The sequence below is a fragment of the Microbulbifer maximicatervae (SeqCode) genome, from assembly GCF_052467815.1.
This window is the reverse complement of the sequence record NZ_CP174326.1, coordinates 683,440-697,706: the sequence shown is the minus strand read 5'-3', so window position 1 is coordinate 697,706 and position 14,267 is coordinate 683,440. Positions and strand designations below refer to the sequence as shown.

16 protein-coding genes are annotated in these 14,267 nt (G+C 51.9%); 6 read left to right on the top strand and 10 right to left on the bottom strand.

From position 1 onward, the window contains the following. Window positions 1–27: 27 nt before the first annotated feature. Window positions 28–642 carry an electron transport complex subunit RsxB gene (gene rsxB / locus ACJJIW_RS02960; protein ID WP_444936664.1) on the bottom strand — a complete coding sequence of 205 codons (615 nt, stop codon included), beginning with the start codon at window positions 640–642 and terminating at the stop codon, window positions 28–30. Window positions 643–651: 9 nt separating this feature from the next. Further along, window positions 652–1,227 carry an electron transport complex subunit RsxA gene (rsxA, locus tag ACJJIW_RS02955; protein WP_108731788.1) on the bottom strand — a complete coding sequence of 192 codons (576 nt, stop codon included), beginning with the start codon at window positions 1,225–1,227 and terminating at the stop codon, window positions 652–654. A gap of 402 nt (window positions 1,228–1,629) precedes the next feature. Here rsxA and yghU point away from each other — a divergent pair, with 402 nt between their 5' ends. Beyond that, entirely contained in the window at window positions 1,630–2,508 is an 879-nt protein-coding gene (gene yghU / locus ACJJIW_RS02950) for a glutathione-dependent disulfide-bond oxidoreductase (RefSeq protein ID WP_282934268.1), read from the top strand. Window positions 2,509–2,634: 126 nt separating this feature from the next. On the opposite strand, the gene ACJJIW_RS02945 is transcribed toward yghU, so the two are convergent. From ACJJIW_RS02945 to ACJJIW_RS02930, 4 genes are all read right to left on the bottom strand, one after another. Beyond that, window positions 2,635–2,877, bottom strand: a complete 243-nt coding sequence (locus tag ACJJIW_RS02945) for a hypothetical protein (RefSeq protein WP_444936663.1) — start codon at window positions 2,875–2,877, stop codon at window positions 2,635–2,637. Next, window positions 2,855–3,352, bottom strand: coding sequence for a hypothetical protein (locus ACJJIW_RS02940; protein WP_444936662.1), 498 nt, complete (start codon window positions 3,350–3,352; stop codon window positions 2,855–2,857). Before ACJJIW_RS02940 ends, ACJJIW_RS02945 begins: the two co-directional genes overlap by 23 nt. 39 nt (window positions 3,353–3,391) lie before the next feature. After that, a complete protein-coding gene (locus ACJJIW_RS02935) occupies window positions 3,392–3,643 on the bottom strand; it encodes a hypothetical protein (protein ID WP_282934265.1) in 252 nt (83 codons plus the stop codon). 260 nt (window positions 3,644–3,903) lie between these two features. Continuing rightward, entirely contained in the window at window positions 3,904–4,851 is a 948-nt protein-coding gene (locus tag ACJJIW_RS02930; protein WP_282934264.1) for a D-2-hydroxyacid dehydrogenase, read from the bottom strand. Between the two features lie 151 nt (window positions 4,852–5,002). Here ACJJIW_RS02930 and ACJJIW_RS02925 point away from each other — a divergent pair, with 151 nt between their 5' ends. After that, the gene (locus ACJJIW_RS02925; protein WP_444906413.1) at window positions 5,003–5,905 is read left to right on the top strand and encodes an EamA family transporter; all 903 of its coding nucleotides are present in this window, start codon (window positions 5,003–5,005) and stop codon (window positions 5,903–5,905) included. Window positions 5,906–5,915: 10 nt separating this feature from the next. Here the strand turns inward: ACJJIW_RS02925 and metG are convergent, their stop codons facing one another. After that, the gene (gene metG / locus ACJJIW_RS02920; protein ID WP_444936661.1) at window positions 5,916–7,943 is read right to left on the bottom strand and encodes a methionine--tRNA ligase; all 2,028 of its coding nucleotides are present in this window, start codon (window positions 7,941–7,943) and stop codon (window positions 5,916–5,918) included. 211 nt (window positions 7,944–8,154) lie between these two features. Between metG and apbC the strand changes: the two genes are divergently transcribed. Both apbC and ACJJIW_RS02910 read left to right on the top strand, forming a co-directional pair. Then, window positions 8,155–9,306: an iron-sulfur cluster carrier protein ApbC gene (gene apbC, locus ACJJIW_RS02915; protein WP_413664391.1), complete on the top strand. Its 1,152-nt coding sequence runs from the start codon at window positions 8,155–8,157 to the stop codon at window positions 9,304–9,306. Between the two features lie 592 nt (window positions 9,307–9,898). Continuing rightward, window positions 9,899–10,291 carry a hypothetical protein gene (locus tag ACJJIW_RS02910; protein WP_282934259.1) on the top strand — a complete coding sequence of 131 codons (393 nt, stop codon included), beginning with the start codon at window positions 9,899–9,901 and terminating at the stop codon, window positions 10,289–10,291. Window positions 10,292–10,299: 8 nt separating this feature from the next. On the opposite strand, the gene trhO is transcribed toward ACJJIW_RS02910, so the two are convergent. Next, the gene (gene trhO / locus ACJJIW_RS02905; RefSeq protein ID WP_444936660.1) at window positions 10,300–11,301 is read right to left on the bottom strand and encodes an oxygen-dependent tRNA uridine(34) hydroxylase TrhO; all 1,002 of its coding nucleotides are present in this window, start codon (window positions 11,299–11,301) and stop codon (window positions 10,300–10,302) included. 197 nt (window positions 11,302–11,498) lie between these two features. On the opposite strand from trhO, the gene ACJJIW_RS02900 reads away from it, so the two are divergent. Both ACJJIW_RS02900 and ACJJIW_RS02895 read left to right on the top strand, forming a co-directional pair. Further along, on the top strand, window positions 11,499–11,759 hold the full coding sequence (locus ACJJIW_RS02900) for a hypothetical protein (protein WP_108731798.1): 261 nt from the start codon (window positions 11,499–11,501) through the stop codon (window positions 11,757–11,759). Between the two features lie 203 nt (window positions 11,760–11,962). Further along, window positions 11,963–12,496, top strand: a complete 534-nt coding sequence (locus tag ACJJIW_RS02895) for a hypothetical protein (protein ID WP_444906410.1) — start codon at window positions 11,963–11,965, stop codon at window positions 12,494–12,496. 92 nt (window positions 12,497–12,588) lie between these two features. Here the strand turns inward: ACJJIW_RS02895 and ACJJIW_RS02890 are convergent, their stop codons facing one another. Both ACJJIW_RS02890 and ACJJIW_RS02885 read right to left on the bottom strand, forming a co-directional pair. Beyond that, window positions 12,589–12,993, bottom strand: coding sequence for a 3D domain-containing protein (locus ACJJIW_RS02890; RefSeq protein ID WP_238152122.1), 405 nt, complete (start codon window positions 12,991–12,993; stop codon window positions 12,589–12,591). Between the two features lie 506 nt (window positions 12,994–13,499). After that, complete coding sequence (locus ACJJIW_RS02885) at window positions 13,500–14,237, bottom strand: tetratricopeptide repeat protein (protein WP_444936659.1); 738 nt, start codon at window positions 14,235–14,237, stop codon at window positions 13,500–13,502. Window positions 14,238–14,267: the final 30 nt, after the last annotated feature.

The window sequence follows — 14,267 nt, the reverse complement described above, 5'->3', positions numbered from 1 at the left end:
TTTGTTTGGTCTTGCTATCTACGGGGTTCAAACCGCGCCTCCCCCGGTATGTTCTTGAATAGTGCGGCGATCGCTGGCAATCAGCACCGAGCTATCGCTGGGCTTGTGTGGATGCCAATCCTGTAAAGCGGTTTCCAGGGGAACCATATCGATACAGTCAACGGGGCAGGGTTCGACACAAAGGTCACACCCCGTGCACTCATCGGTGATCACCGTGTGCATATATTTGGCGGCGCCGGCAATGGCATCTACCGGGCAGGCCTGAATACATTTGGTGCAACCGATGCACTCCGCCTCGCGGATAAATGCCACTTTTTTTACATCTTCAACGCCGTGCTCGGCGTCCAATGGCATGGGCTCTATATCCAGCAGATTGGCCAACTCATTGATAGTGGCCTGCCCGCCGGGGGGGCACTTGTTGATGGTATCGCCGTGAACTATCGCTTCTGCATAGGGGCGACAGCCGGGGTAGCCACACTGGCCACATTGAGTTTGTGGCAACAGGGCATCGACCTGCTCAACGAGGGGGTCACCCTCCACCCGGAAGCGAACGGCGGCGAAACCCAGCAGGGCACCGAATATCAATGCCATGCCACCGAGCACCAGCAGGGGAGAAGAAATTTGTGAAATCCAGTCCAGCATTTCGAAACCCTATACCAGACCGCTAAAGCCCATAAATGCCAGCGACATCAGTCCGGCAGTGACCATACCGATTGCAGCGCCGCGAAATGGCAGCGGGACATCGGCGGCAAAGAGGCGCTCGCGCATCGAGGAAAACAAGATTAATACCAGGGAGAAACCCACTGCTGCGCCAAATCCGTAAAGAGTGGATTGTATAAAAGTATGCGCTTTCATAGTGTTCTGTAGGGCGACACCCAACACGGCACAGTTGGTAGTGATCAGCGGTAGAAAAACGCCTAACACCTTGTACATCAAGGGGCTGGTCTTCTGGATAAACATCTGTGTGAACTGTACGACAACAGCAATCACAAGAATAAATGAGATGGTGCGAAGATCTTCAATACCAAAGGGGGCCAACAGATAGGTGTTGACCAGGTATGAACAAATAGAGGCCAAAGTAAGTACAAAGGTGGTAGCGCCGGCCATACCCACAGCGGTCTCCAGTTTATTGGAAACTCCCATAAACGGGCACAGGCCGAGAAACTGCACTAACACATAATTATTGACCAAGATGGTGCTGAGCAGAATGACGGCAAATTCGGTCATAACAGGTCCGGTTAAAGCCCTAGGGCGGAGTGGCGCGAACAGCGGCAATGGCGTCGGCAGGGTTAAGGTGAGACTAGCACCTTCCTTGTGAGCACCGTCGAATGCCGCGCAGGGCGGCTATTATGGTTGAGTCGCTTGGGGGCTTCAACTCGTGAGGAGGGTGGCAGGGGAAAAGGGCCGACAAAGGGCCACCTCTGGATCAAAAGGACTCCACTTGGAGTAAAGGTGGAGGCCTTTGTGGATATTATTTGCAGTACCTATGTCAATTTGAAACGATAGGTACAAGATGGGTAACCCAGTTTGGTACTTGGTGTTAAGCGTGGGGTAGAGGCAATACAGTATATTGACGCGGCATGCGTGTTTTTGCTTGAGAGCAACCTTAAATTCAGTTGGAGCAGTTTAATGTCGAACGAAACCTACACTCCCCCCAAGGTTTGGCAGTGGGATAAGGAAAGCGGGGGCGCTTTTGCCAGTATTAATCGGCCGGTAGCGGGTGCGACCCATGATAAAGCGCTACCGCAGGGGCAGCACCCGATGCAGCTCTATTCTTTGGCCACGCCGAACGGGGTTAAAGCGACGGTGATGTTAGAGGAGTTATTGGAACTCGGGTTTGAGGGAGCAGAATACGATGCCCATTTAGTCCGTATCACTGAAGGAGAGCAGTTTGGCAGTGGTTTTGTTGAAGCAAACCCAAATTCCAAGATTCCGGTCTTAGTGGATCACAGCACTACGCCACCAATCCGGGTATTTGAAAGTGGCTCCATACTGCTCTACCTGGCAGAAAAGTTTAATGTCCTCTTGCCCCATACGCCCGAGCAGCGCACCGAGGCTTTGAATTGGCTCTTCTGGCAGATGGGCTCAGCCCCTTACCTGGGGGGAGGCTTTGGACACTTTTATGCCTATGCACCGGAAAAATATGAATACCCGATCAACCGATTTGCTATGGAAGTAAAGCGCCAGTTGGACGTATTGGACCAACAGCTGGCAAAGCATCCGTATGTGGCGGGAAGGACTTATACCATCGCCGATATTGCGATCTGGCCCTGGTATGGGGCTCTGGTGCGCAATGAAGCTTATAGTGCGGCGGAATTTCTCGATACCCAGAGTTATAAAAATCTCAATCGTTGGGTGGGGGAAATTGCAGAGCGGCCAGCGGTAAAGCGCGGACGAATGGTCAATCGAATCTGGGGTGAGCCCAGCGAACAACTACATGAGCGCCACAGCGCCGGTGACTTTGACAATAACACCCAAGATAAAGTGACCGATAAGGATGTTGATTAATACAGGGTATTAATGGGTAAGGCTGGCACAAGGATGTGCCAGTATCTATTTTCTATGGTTATTTTCCGGTGCCCCTCTTTTTAGAAGTGGCCGTTGAATTAATATTTATATAAAGAGTAGCGCCGGCTAAAAAGCCCTCATAGACAGCATAAACTGAACCACCTGTGAGGTGCGGGGCAATTGCCATAATTTTTCCACCGCGAAGCCGGCGATTAAAGCCAGACCTAAAACCAGTGGCAGGGGAATTCCCTGTAAACGCTGCTGAACGTCCTGCTGTTGTCGATTTACTATTGCCAACACACTGAGCCGTTGTCGCTCCGTGTCTCGACTACATAGTTCGATCTGTTTATTTAAAGACTTCAGTGACATCGTTTAAAGCCTCTTTAACTTGTCGCTTGGTCTCTTCAAAACCCAGTAGGGGCACCAGCTTCTTTTGATAAACGATAGCTCCCGCCAAAATAGCGACCTGGATAAGAATAAATACCAGAAATGCCAAATAAATAGACTGGGAAAAATAGTAGGCAATCAGCCCAACGCCTCCACAGAGACTGACGATGAGGGCCGCACTTAGAGGCAGTAACATCAGTTGCAGGGCAACAATACGCTTGCCGGCTGCAATTGTTCTATCCAACTCCAACTGGAATAGCTTTTGAATATTAGCCAACCAGGCAGTCAGTAGGGTCAGTGTTGCCTCGGCGCGAGCGAGGGTAGCTTCAAGGCTATTTTCACCTTCTCCATCAGAGTCTTTCCCTGAAGGAGAAGGTGAAGACTGATCCGGGCTGCGCTCCTGCGCAGCGGAATCGGCATTCTCGCCAGACGCTTGGGACTTTTTTTCATCGCCCATCAGGGGGTGTCCTTACCAGTCGAAAAAAAGAGAGCAGCGTTACTTAAAGAGCTTCGCAATTGCCCAGCCAACAACAAATGCACAGCCAACAGCGAGAATGGGGCGCTCCCGAAGTGAGGACTCCGCTTTTTCCATTACATCGGTGGCACGTTGTCTCTGGGACTCTACAGAGGTCCGGGCCCTCTCTTTCAAGCTGCCAGCAGCTTGTGAAGCGGCCTCTCCAGCAAGATTATAGGCCTGTTGCAGCTTCTCCCTACTGGAGTTCGTATGTGGAGATCTTGCGGTTGCCATCAGGTTTCTCCTCTCGGGGTTTAATTGCCGAGGAAGTCTATAGTCCCGCGTGGTAATTCCCACTTGAAAAAGGGGTTTTTTTCACTCGATTTTTGCAGAAAAAAGTCCCTGTCTCTGCTACTGATCTTGGACTATGGCTGGCAGCTGTTCGGGCCCGGTCGTGGTTTCAAACGGCAAAAGCCGGCCTGGGTTCACAGAGGGGCTTAGTCCTCGGACCGGCAGATGCCTGAGATGGCTTGGGTTAGATAAAAGCGAGTTGTTTATGGATGGCTGGTACTCTCACTTTTCCAGGTTTCAATATTCTCTACGACGCCGTTGAGTAGGCGCTGGCGTGATTCACGGCTGATCCAGGCGTTGTGGGGGGTGATAATCAAATTGGGGATATCTCTGTCCAATAGTGGGTGACTGGCGGGTGGGGGCTCCTGGCTGAGGACATCCAGTGCCGCCCCCCCAAGGTGTCCACTGCGCAAAGCATCCGCCAGTGCCTGTTCATTTACCAGCCCGCCCCGAGCCGTATTGACCAGGAGTGCGCCGGGTTTCATCGCGGCGATGAATTGCTCGTCTACCAGCTGATCGGTTTCTTCTGTGAGCGGGCAGTGCAGACTGATGACATCGGACTCTGCACACAATTGTTGCAGTGGCGTCCTGCCTTCAGCGGGTGTGCCGCTAAATGATTCAGCCACCAGTACCCGCATGTCCAGGGCTTCCCCCAGTTTTGCCACCTTCTGCCCGAGGGCACCAAAGCCAATGATACCGAGTGTTTTTCCTGCGAGTTCAACCACTGGGTGATCGAGCAGGCAAAAAATTGTAGATTGGCTCCAGCGTCCGGCAAAAACATCGTTGTGATAGCGGTGCCACTTGGAAGCAAGAGCCAGGATCAGGGCAAGAGTGTGCTGTGGTACAGAAGCCCCCGCATAACCTTTAACGTTGTACACCGGAATATTTAATTCCTGTGCGGCGGCGAGATCGATGTTATTTGTACCGGTTGCACAAACACAAATCATTTTTAATTTGCTGGCTTGCTCCAATAATGTGCGGCTTATTATGACTTTATTGGTTATTACCACCTCGGCCTCGGCGATTCGCTCCGCGACTTTTTCGGCGGGAGTCGTTTCATAGAAGTCCCACTGGTCTAGACTATTTGTTAGGGCCGAGGTATCCAGCTCCTCAAGCTTCATTGTCAAAGTGTCCAGAAATACGCCGCGCATGACATCTCCTCGATAGATTTGCAGTGTGGTGGACATGCTACGGCAGTGAAGAAGGAATGCAAAACTTTGCTGGCCAGCGGCCTTAACTGCGCATATTCGTGGCTACGGTTGGTTTGTCGGGGCCTTTCTGTCGCAATTGAAGAGGGCCTCTATGGGAATATCGTTTACCGCTGCCAGTCTTGTTTTAATTTCTGCATTTCTACACGCGGGTTGGAATTTACTGGGGAAGTCTCGCACACCAACTCCCGCTTTTTTCTGTATCGCGACTCTCAGTGTTGGAATTTTTCTTTTACCGCTAAATTTTTGGTTGCTATATCAGGTTGATTCGCTCCCGCGAAGTTTCTGGATCCTCCTTATCGGTAGTGGTTTTTTTCAAATGATTTATATGGGGGGCTTATCCCTCGCCTACCAGCGAGCCAATATGGGATTGGTCTATCCCGTTGCTCGAGCATTGCCGGTATTGCTGGTTGCACTGGCAACGGTATTGTTGGGGCAATCGCTACCTCCACTCGCCTGGGTGGGAATGCTGTTGGTGACAATTGGCTGCCTGCTGGTACCGTTGGTGTATTTCCGCGAGTGGCACTGGAGAGCTTATTGGCGCGCGGACTGCGCCTGGGCGCTGGTCGCAGCCATTGGCACTGTGGGCTATTCACTGGCAGATAAAGGGGCGCTGATTTACCTGGGGGATGCTGCGGGAGGCACTATCCCTGCGCTTGTTCTGGCCTACAGCTATTTGGGGATGCAGTTTCTTGCCTGTGGTGTATGGCTGCTTCTGGGGTGCTTGGGTCAGAGTGGCACTGCGCCATTGATCCAAAGTTTTCGGGATTTGAAGGTCGGGGCCCTGACCGGTGCCATGATGGGAGCGACTTACGGCCTGGTACTGCTGGCGATGACAATGACTGAAAATGTGAGTTATGTAGTTGCCCTAAGGCAGTTGAGTATTCCCCTGGGCGTGGGCTTGGCGGTCTGGTTACTCAAGGAGCCGGCACACAGGCCCCAGCTGCTGGGAGTGGGGCTGGTGTGTGCCGGCTTGATTGCAGTTTCCCTGCGTTAGCGCAGGAAAATTACATTACGCGCATACCGGGTTTGGCGCCCTCGTGGGGCTCCAGTATCCACAGGTCCTTACCTCCGGGACCTGCTGCCAGAACCATACCCTCACTGACACCAAAGCGCATTTTACGCGGCGCCAGGTTGGCGACCATAACGGTGTGCTTACCTTCCAGGTCCTCAGGGGCGTAGGCGCTTTTAATACCGGCAAATACCTGGCGGGTTTCGCCGCCCAGATCCAGGGTTAAGCGCAGCAGTTTACCGGCGCCTTCAACATGCTCAGCTTTGGCGATCAGGGCGATCCTCAAGTCTACTTTGGCGAAGTCATCAAACTGGATTTCCTCAGCAATGGGGTCCTCCGCTAGAGGGCCGGTAGCAGCTTTGGTTTCCGCTTGTAGCTGGGCCAGGGATTCCGCAGCCGCATCCATAACCGCATCTACCTGGGTTTTCTCAACCCGTTGCAGCAGCGGTTTGAACTTCTTGATTTCGTGATCTGTCAGCGGTTTGGTTGCGCTGTTCCAATCCAGCTCACTGTTGAGGAACTCCGCCGCTTTTTGTGCAGTGCTGGGCAATACCGGGGCGAGCCAGGTGATCAGGGCGCGGAACATATTCACACCCTGGGAGCAAATAGCCAGAACCTCAGCTTCGGTGCCCTCCTGCTTGGCCAGGGACCAGGGAGCCTTGTCGGCGATCCAGGCATTGGCGGCGTCGGCCAGAGCCATAATGTCGCGCATGGCGCGGGCGTATTCTCGCTGCTCGTAATACTCAGCAATTCGTGGAGCCGCTTCTACAAATTGGTTCCACAATTGTTCGTCGGCCAGTTCGCCGGCCAGCTTGCCACCGGACTTGCTGACAAACTTGGCGGTGCGAGAGGCGATATTGACTACTTTACCCACCAGATCAGAGTTCACCTTGGCGATAAAATCGTCCAGGTTCAGATCCAGGTCATCGACGCCACCGGTCAGTTTGGCGGCGAAGTAGTAGCGCAAATACTCAGGGCTCAAGTGATCCAGGTAGTTGCGGGCATTGATAAAGGTGCCGCGGGACTTGGACATCTTCTTGCCGTTTACGGTAAGGAAGCCGTGTACGCAAACTTTGTTGGGGGTGCGGAAGTCCGCTGAGTCCAGCATGGCTGGCCAAAAGAGTGCGTGGAAGTTGACGATATCCTTGCCGATAAAGTGGTAGACCTCGGCGTCGCTGTCTTTTTTCCAGTACTCCTGCCAGTCTAGCCCTTTGCTGTCGCAGTAGTTTTTGAGACTGGCCATATAGCCAATGGGAGCGTCGAGCCACACGTAGAAATATTTGCCCGGCGCATCGGGAATTTCGAAACCGAAGTAAGGGGCGTCGCGGGAAATATCCCACTCTTGCAGGCCCTCTTCCAGCCATTCGGCCAGCTTGTTGGCCACTTCATCCTGGAGAGTGCCCGAGCGGGTCCACTCGCGCAGGTATTCGGTGAATGCGGGCAGGGTAAAGAAGAAGTGCTCGGACTCCTTTTCTATCGGAGTGGCGCCGGAGATCGCTGATACCGGATCGATCAGTTCGGTAGGGCTGTAGGTGGCGCCACAGGCTTCACAGTTATCACCATACTGGTCGGGCGTGCTGCAGCGGGGGCAGGTTCCCTTGATATAGCGATCCGCCAGGAAAAGCTGTTTCTCTGGATCGAAAGCCTGGGTAATAGTGCGCGACGCGATGTGGCCGTTTTCGCTGAGGCGGCGGTAGATCATTGCCGACAGCTCGCGGTTTTCCTCTGAATGGGTGGAGTGGTAGTTGTCCACACCAATTAGGAAGTCGTCGAAGTCGCGCTCGTGTTCTGCCTGCATATTGGCGATATGCTGTTCCGGGGTCAGGCCCAGTTGTTCAGCCTTCAGCATAATTGCAGTGCCGTGAGCATCGTCGGCACAGATATACAGGCAGTTATTACCGCGCGCACGCTGGAAGCGGGCCCAAATATCGGTTTGGATATATTCGAGCACATGGCCCAGATGTAGGGAGCCATTGGCATAGGGCAGTGCGCTGGTGACGAGAATGTTGCGCGTATCGGACATCGGTTTTTCCATCGCTGTGGGGTTGCGGCCAAGGACTCACGGAGAGTGGGCCGAAGATCGTCAAAAGACCGCGGAATATAGCAGATTTGCACTATGTCGTGGAGGGATCAAGCTGGCTTATGTGAATCCTTGTTTGGCTGCTGTGGCTGGTGTTAGGCCGCGTCATCCGACACAATGCGAGCCAATCTAGAAGCGCTGAGAGGGAGATACCGTGAGCGATCATCATCACGATCATGACGAGCTGTCACAGGAAGTTCAGGCTGAACTGGAGCGACTGGCGGAGTGCCTCGGCCAGTTGCATGATCCTGCCAGTGGCTTGCCGCTGGATGATTTGGACGCAGAAATTGAAGTTGGGTATGAGGACGAAACTGTTTTCGCCGGGATTACCCTGGGATATCCGTGTGCGAGCCAGGAGGCAGATTGGCACCAGCGGGTGGAGGAGAGCTGTCAGCCGCTGTTGAAAGCCGGGCCCCTCAAAGGCTCCAAGTTGCAGTTTGAGCTGTTCAGCGATATTCCCGCTACGCCGACTTCCGGGGCGCCGGAAACTCTGGCGAAGGTAAAAAACATTGTTGCTGTGGCGTCGGGCAAAGGCGGGGTTGGCAAGTCCACGACTGCTGTCAATCTGGCCCTGGCCCTGGCGGCGGAAGGTGCCCGGGTTGGTTTGTTGGATGCTGATATCTACGGCCCGAGCCTGCCCACCATGCTGGGAACTGAAGACCAGCGCCCGCATGTGAAAGAACAGAAATTCTTTGTGCCGGTAGAGGCTCACGGAATAGAGACAATGTCTCTGGGGTACCTGATGACCGAGGAGACCCCAGCGGTATGGCGCGGGCCTATGGCCAGCGGCGCGCTCAACCAGATTCTCAGTCAAACCCTGTGGGGGGAAAGTCGGGATGGGCTTGATTACCTGGTTGTGGATATGCCCCCGGGTACCGGGGATATTCAATTGACGCTGGCACAGAAAACTACATTGGCCGGTGCGGTAATTGTAACTACCCCTCAAGACCTGGCACTAAAAGATGCCATTAAGGGCGTGGAGATGTTCCGCAAGGTATCGGTACCTGTGCTGGGTATTGTGGAAAATATGGCGCTGCATACTTGTTCCAAGTGTGGTCACAGCGAGCCAATTTTCGGTACCGGTGGCGGTGAGCGAATCGCTGCAGAGTACGATACCCATTTACTGGGAGAGCTTCCGCTGGCACAGAAAATCCGCGCCGATGTGGATAGCGGACAGCCCAGTGTTATTTCCGATCCAGATAGTGAAATTGCTGGTTTTTATTGCGAAATTGCCCGCAAGGCTGCTGCCCAGATCTGGTTAAACAGCAGTGATGACAGCGATATGCCGGAAATCGAAATAAGTTGAACCCATTCGCGATATTGATCACAAAGAAATAATTTTCTTTGTTTTTCTGTTTTTACCGGGCTCCAATATTTCTATATTGATGCAGCCCGGTGTCCCTCATTGAAGTAAGCCGTACTAGTTTGTTCCTTGTTTTATGGTACAGATTTCCTTTTAGCGATAGCCCACTTCTGTCGCGCCCTGGGTAAATTAGAATTTTCAAAATATTTCACAGAATTACCTGGTAAAAAACAGGGGTATTTTGATCGTACTAGTTACTTATTGTTTTAAAAATCATAAAGCCGATATTTTTTTGCGATATAGACCGCTTATGATTTTTAGGTGGCAGTATTTGCAGGTTTTTTGTCGCTTATTAAATGTATTTGGGGCTGAGGGTATTAAAACGGGTTTACAGGTGCAGTATTTTCGCCGACAAACGTCAAACCCTTTATACGGATGTTGGATTGCCGTTGAGGTAGAAGTAAATATCAGGAGTGTACGAGAAAAAAGTCTGCCTTATTTCGCGTTTTCAGTACAGGTAAGACAATAAAAAGAGGCATTGCGGAAGCTGTAGTCGATAAAAATAAAAAAGACAAGCGCACGGGTGCTGTTATCAATGAATTTTCATATTAGCTATCGGCCGGCGGGTGGAATAGCGCGTGTGCTTTTTTTTGGTCCGGTGGGATATAAGGACAAAATAGAAGCCATTGCACTACTGGTGGAAAAGTATCGCCACCGAAAACCCTTACGTGTACTACTCGACCTGCGTTATGCGCGCAGCAAAACCACACTGGAGGAGCACCAGAAGTTTATTCACTTTATTGCTGAGAACCCTGTGCTGCGACGGGCATTTATCGCGGTGTTACATCCGCGAGGGCGCTGGACCTGTCCGCTGCCCAGCCATGGCTCCTGCCTGTGCAGGCTCAGTTCTAGGGAGTTCGTTGTGGAGGCCGAGGCCGAGGCCTGGCTAGCCCAGATAAAGGTCGTACCTCAGCCTCTTGCTCTCTAGGGGAGGAGTTAGTCCTGCTGGTTGCGCGCCTGTTGGGCTTCAGCCTGGCGGCGGCGCTCCTCTCTCTTTTGCTCGCGGCGGGAGACGGTTTGCGCGCGGGCGTCCTGGCCAATGTGTACTTCACCGCGCTGTTTGGCTAGCTGAATTTGCTTTTCGCGCTCGCGGAAACGGGCTCGGTCGGCTTCAGGCACCTTGTCGTGGCAGTGCGGGCAGCTTACACCCTGCTCGAACAGGGGAGATTGCTGGTCTTCCTCAGTGATGGGCATGCGGCATGCATTGCATTGATCATATTTACCGCGTTCCAGGTTGTGGTTGACTGTCACCCGCTCATCGAAAACAAAGCACTCGCCTTCCCACAGGGATTCTTCTGCTGGGACTTCTTCCAGGTATTTCAAAATACCGCCGTGGAGGTGATATACCTCTTCAAAGCCCTGTTCTTTCATATAAGCTGTGGACTTCTCGCAGCGGATACCGCCGGTGCAGAACATGGCGACCTTCTTGTGCTTGGCCGGGTCCATATTCTCTTTTACATACTGCGGGAACTCGCGGAAAGTCTCAGTTTCCGGGTTGATGGAATTCTTGAAAGTACCGACCTGGAATTCATAGTCATTGCGGGTATCGACGACAACAACCTCTGGGTCGCTGATCAGGGCATTCCAGTCTTTGGGTTTGACATAGGTGCCGACGGTGCGCAGTGGATCAATGCCCTCTACACCCATGGTGACAATTTCTTTCTTTAGCTTCACTTTACTGCGCAGGAAGGGCATTGCCTGGGTGATGGACTCTTTGTAGTCCAGGTTGGCGAGGCGCTCGTCTGACTTCAAATGGGCTAATACCGCGTCGATACCTTCGCGGGAGCCGGCTACAGTGCCATTGATGCCCTCTTGGGCCAACAGCAGGGTGCCGCGAACACTGTTTTCTTGCATCACCTCCAGCAGTGGGGCGCGAAGCGTTTCAAAGTTCTCAAGGGTAACGAACTTATACAGTGCACAGACAACAAATTGGTTCATGGTACTTCCTCAGTTGCGGGCCGGATCGCAAATCCGGAGCAGAAAAAATCGCCGCGCATTTTATCGCAAAAAAAGGAGCTTGTCGTACAGTAAGCAGGCGGTCCGCATCTGCAAGAAAAGGGATTTGTAGTTGACCGTCGGGCCGCAAGTTGTCAAAGTTCTGGCCGAAATTTCAAGGTCACAGCGAGGCGAATCCCATGGGCGAAGAGTTTGCACCGAAAGAATCGGAGTTGAGCCAGATCTATCGGGAGGGCGAGGTTTCCGTCCAGATCGATATTTATGAAGATGGTGAGGGCGGCTGGCTGCTTGAAATCGTCGATGAACACAACAACTCAACCGTTTGGGAAGACGCGTTTGAGACTGAGCGGGAAGCGCTGGATGAAGCGCTCGATGCTCTTAAAGAGGAGGGGATCGCTACCTTTGTTGGGCCAGTTCAGGAAGCTGATGGCAGCTGGTAAGCCCTCTTCAGAATGAATCGGCTGACTGGCAATTCCCAGCGGGAGTTGTGGCAAAAGTCGGCTGACATTTGTTCAAACTGCTATGGTTAATGTGAGAAGGGAATCGCGACTGTGTAACAGCACACCCAATCACAGTGCCGCCGCGAGACAATGGTGGAATCCAGGTCTCCGGCGGTACTACCTAACCTGCGGTTACCCTCCCCATGAACCTGCGCTACCTTATTCTGCTGGTGACTGTATTAAGTCCACTGGTATCCGCAGAGAGCATCCGCCTTTCCAATCGACAGCTGCTCACCACTGACCTGAAAGAAGCCCGACTTATCTCCGAATTGAGTGGCTATGCCATCGTTGCCGGGCGCCATTGTCTCGATTGCGACGAGAACCTGGCAATTTATATACAGAGAGTTGGCCGCGCCAATATGGGGATAAACCCAGAGAAAATTGGTATTGAGGCTGATCGCTATACCTATCCCGGCCGCTATCTAGATTACATGACCAAGAAACTGGTGGAAAAAACCCGCATGTTTTATGGGCTCTGTCACGAGGGGCAGCCATCGCTTTTATGGCTAACGGAATACAGGGAGGGTGAGCGCTGGGTAAAATCAGAATACTTAATATTAATTGGCGAGGATGGATTAAAACATCGCTATACCGAGAACCAGCAGCCGAGCCTGTTTTATATCGGAAATTCAAATTGTATAGAGCTAGAAGGGTTTTTAATGGAGATGGAACCCTGATTGCTTTTTTCTGGATTAGATATAATTTCTTTTAACAATAAAAAAACCCCGCTGGAGGGCGGGGTCACAAGCTCTGTTGAAATTAGGTCTAATTACTTTACGGGTTCAAAAACAATCTTCAGTTTTTTCTTGCCCCAGGCGCGGGCTTTCTTAATGTCTTTCTCCATCCAAACATCGATTCGGTTAGTAAAACGCTTGTTCATACGGTCGCGCACGGTATAGGTGCCAGGCAGACCTTCAATTTTAACTTTGGCGCCGTTAGTCAGACCGTGTTTTTCCAGGTCACGGGATACGGCGATAATTTTGTCACCGGGGCGCAGGCGGTTGTTCCAAGCTGCTACCCAGGGATCACTGTCAGTTTGTCCGGGTACAGAGTTGTAAGCAGTTGCGTCAACAATCATGGTTTTCTTAAGTGCTGCTGAGGCATTAACGCTTACACCGATAGCGAGCAAGGCAGCAATAAAAAAGGCAGTATTTCGCAGAGTCTGTTTCATCATGTCCCATTACCTCCAGGTCATAAATGGTCACAAGCCAAGGGCTGCTTGTGAAATTTCCAAGTTTGTTTGGAAATCGTTGATCAATATTTAATCAACGCTGGCTATATTACCGGCGATTCCTGAGGTATCAACTTTTTCCTGCAAAGCGAGAAAAAGCCGTATGAATTGGCGGGTTATTTACAGAAAATAAAAAAATGGCTTAATTTTCAGATATAAAGAGCAATAAAATTGCAATGTATATATTTTGTACAGAAGGAAATGGCCGGGTAGAACCCAGCTCCTTGGTAAATGGTTTCAAAAGAGAAAAATTGCGTGACAGCGATGTCATTCTAAAGAGTCGTGCTAGGAGTGGTGGAGGGCATTGCTTAGCATGACTGGAACAGTAAAAAATTCCTTATAAATTATTTGTGACTTATTCTCCATATATTGCTGATATGACAAAAAACAGCAGGTTTTAGCGGAAAAACCGGTGCGTCACATTAAAAAGTGCAGGGAATCCCCAGTACTTACAGCGCGGTTTCGGGGTTTTCCAGTATCGGTTCCACCTGGCTGCGCAATGCGGATAAGTAGTCACTGTCTTCCTGGAGGTCCGGCAGCTTGTGCTGCATGTCCAGCTTCACCGTTTTTTCCAACCAGATGATGGCTTCCTCCAGGTTTCCCTGCCATTCACAGACTTGCCCCAGGTTGAAATAGGTGATGGCAAGGTTCTGCCATTCCGCCTGTTCGCGCAGGCCTTGGATTGCACTCTTATATAGAAGGTAAGCCGAGCGTAGAAGATGAGCTCGCTGAGTGTGCTCCTTCTCCGTTGCTGCTTGCTGATGGTAAGTGTGTGCCATGGCTGACCGCACTCTCGCGGTGGACTGCGGTAGCACCGCGCCCTCATCCAGGTAATTGAGGACCGATTCGAACTGTGCGCGGGCAAGGGGGTAGAGGTCAGGTCGCGCTTGGGCGCTAAATGCATTGAGCACAATGCCGTAGCGGTAGCGCAGGGCCTGTTGTTGATCCGGATAGTCAGATAGTGAGGAGATGGCCTTTTCGTAAAGTGGCAGTGCGTCGGCGTAGTTGCCCGTGCGGGCGTAGGTTTCAGCCTCAGTAACCAATGCCAGGGAGTGTTGGGCCTGGGATAGATGGTGCCCTAATTGTTTTTTCCCGGAGTTTGAGCTTATGGATATTGCTGCTAGCAATACGGCGATGCCAAGCAGTGCATAAAACAGCATGAGCAGGTTTGAGAGATGTTTGTGCATAGGCACTTCCCGCAGGCTACTTTGGGTGGA

Coding starts and splice junctions, on each gene's coding strand:
- ACJJIW_RS02935 (WP_282934265.1), bottom strand. CDS start 3,643: ATGGCAACCGCAAGATCTCCACATACGAACTCCAGTAGGGAGAAGCTG.
- ACJJIW_RS02925 (WP_444906413.1), top strand. CDS start 5,003: ATGGGAATATCGTTTACCGCTGCCAGTCTTGTTTTAATTTCTGCATTT.
- ACJJIW_RS02945 (WP_444936663.1), bottom strand. CDS start 2,877: ATGTCACTGAAGTCTTTAAATAAACAGATCGAACTATGTAGTCGAGAC.
- rsxB (WP_444936664.1), bottom strand. CDS start 642: ATGCTGGACTGGATTTCACAAATTTCTTCTCCCCTGCTGGTGCTCGGT.
- ACJJIW_RS02885 (WP_444936659.1), bottom strand. CDS start 14,237: ATGCACAAACATCTCTCAAACCTGCTCATGCTGTTTTATGCACTGCTT.
- ACJJIW_RS02910 (WP_282934259.1), top strand. CDS start 9,899: ATGAATTTTCATATTAGCTATCGGCCGGCGGGTGGAATAGCGCGTGTG.
- ACJJIW_RS02895 (WP_444906410.1), top strand. CDS start 11,963: ATGAACCTGCGCTACCTTATTCTGCTGGTGACTGTATTAAGTCCACTG.
- ACJJIW_RS02900 (WP_108731798.1), top strand. CDS start 11,499: ATGGGCGAAGAGTTTGCACCGAAAGAATCGGAGTTGAGCCAGATCTAT.
- yghU (WP_282934268.1), top strand. CDS start 1,630: ATGTCGAACGAAACCTACACTCCCCCCAAGGTTTGGCAGTGGGATAAG.
- ACJJIW_RS02940 (WP_444936662.1), bottom strand. CDS start 3,352: ATGGGCGATGAAAAAAAGTCCCAAGCGTCTGGCGAGAATGCCGATTCC.
- metG (WP_444936661.1), bottom strand. CDS start 7,943: ATGTCCGATACGCGCAACATTCTCGTCACCAGCGCACTGCCCTATGCC.
- ACJJIW_RS02890 (WP_238152122.1), bottom strand. CDS start 12,993: ATGATGAAACAGACTCTGCGAAATACTGCCTTTTTTATTGCTGCCTTG.
- trhO (WP_444936660.1), bottom strand. CDS start 11,301: ATGAACCAATTTGTTGTCTGTGCACTGTATAAGTTCGTTACCCTTGAG.
- ACJJIW_RS02930 (WP_282934264.1), bottom strand. CDS start 4,851: ATGCGCGGCGTATTTCTGGACACTTTGACAATGAAGCTTGAGGAGCTG.
- rsxA (WP_108731788.1), bottom strand. CDS start 1,227: ATGACCGAATTTGCCGTCATTCTGCTCAGCACCATCTTGGTCAATAAT.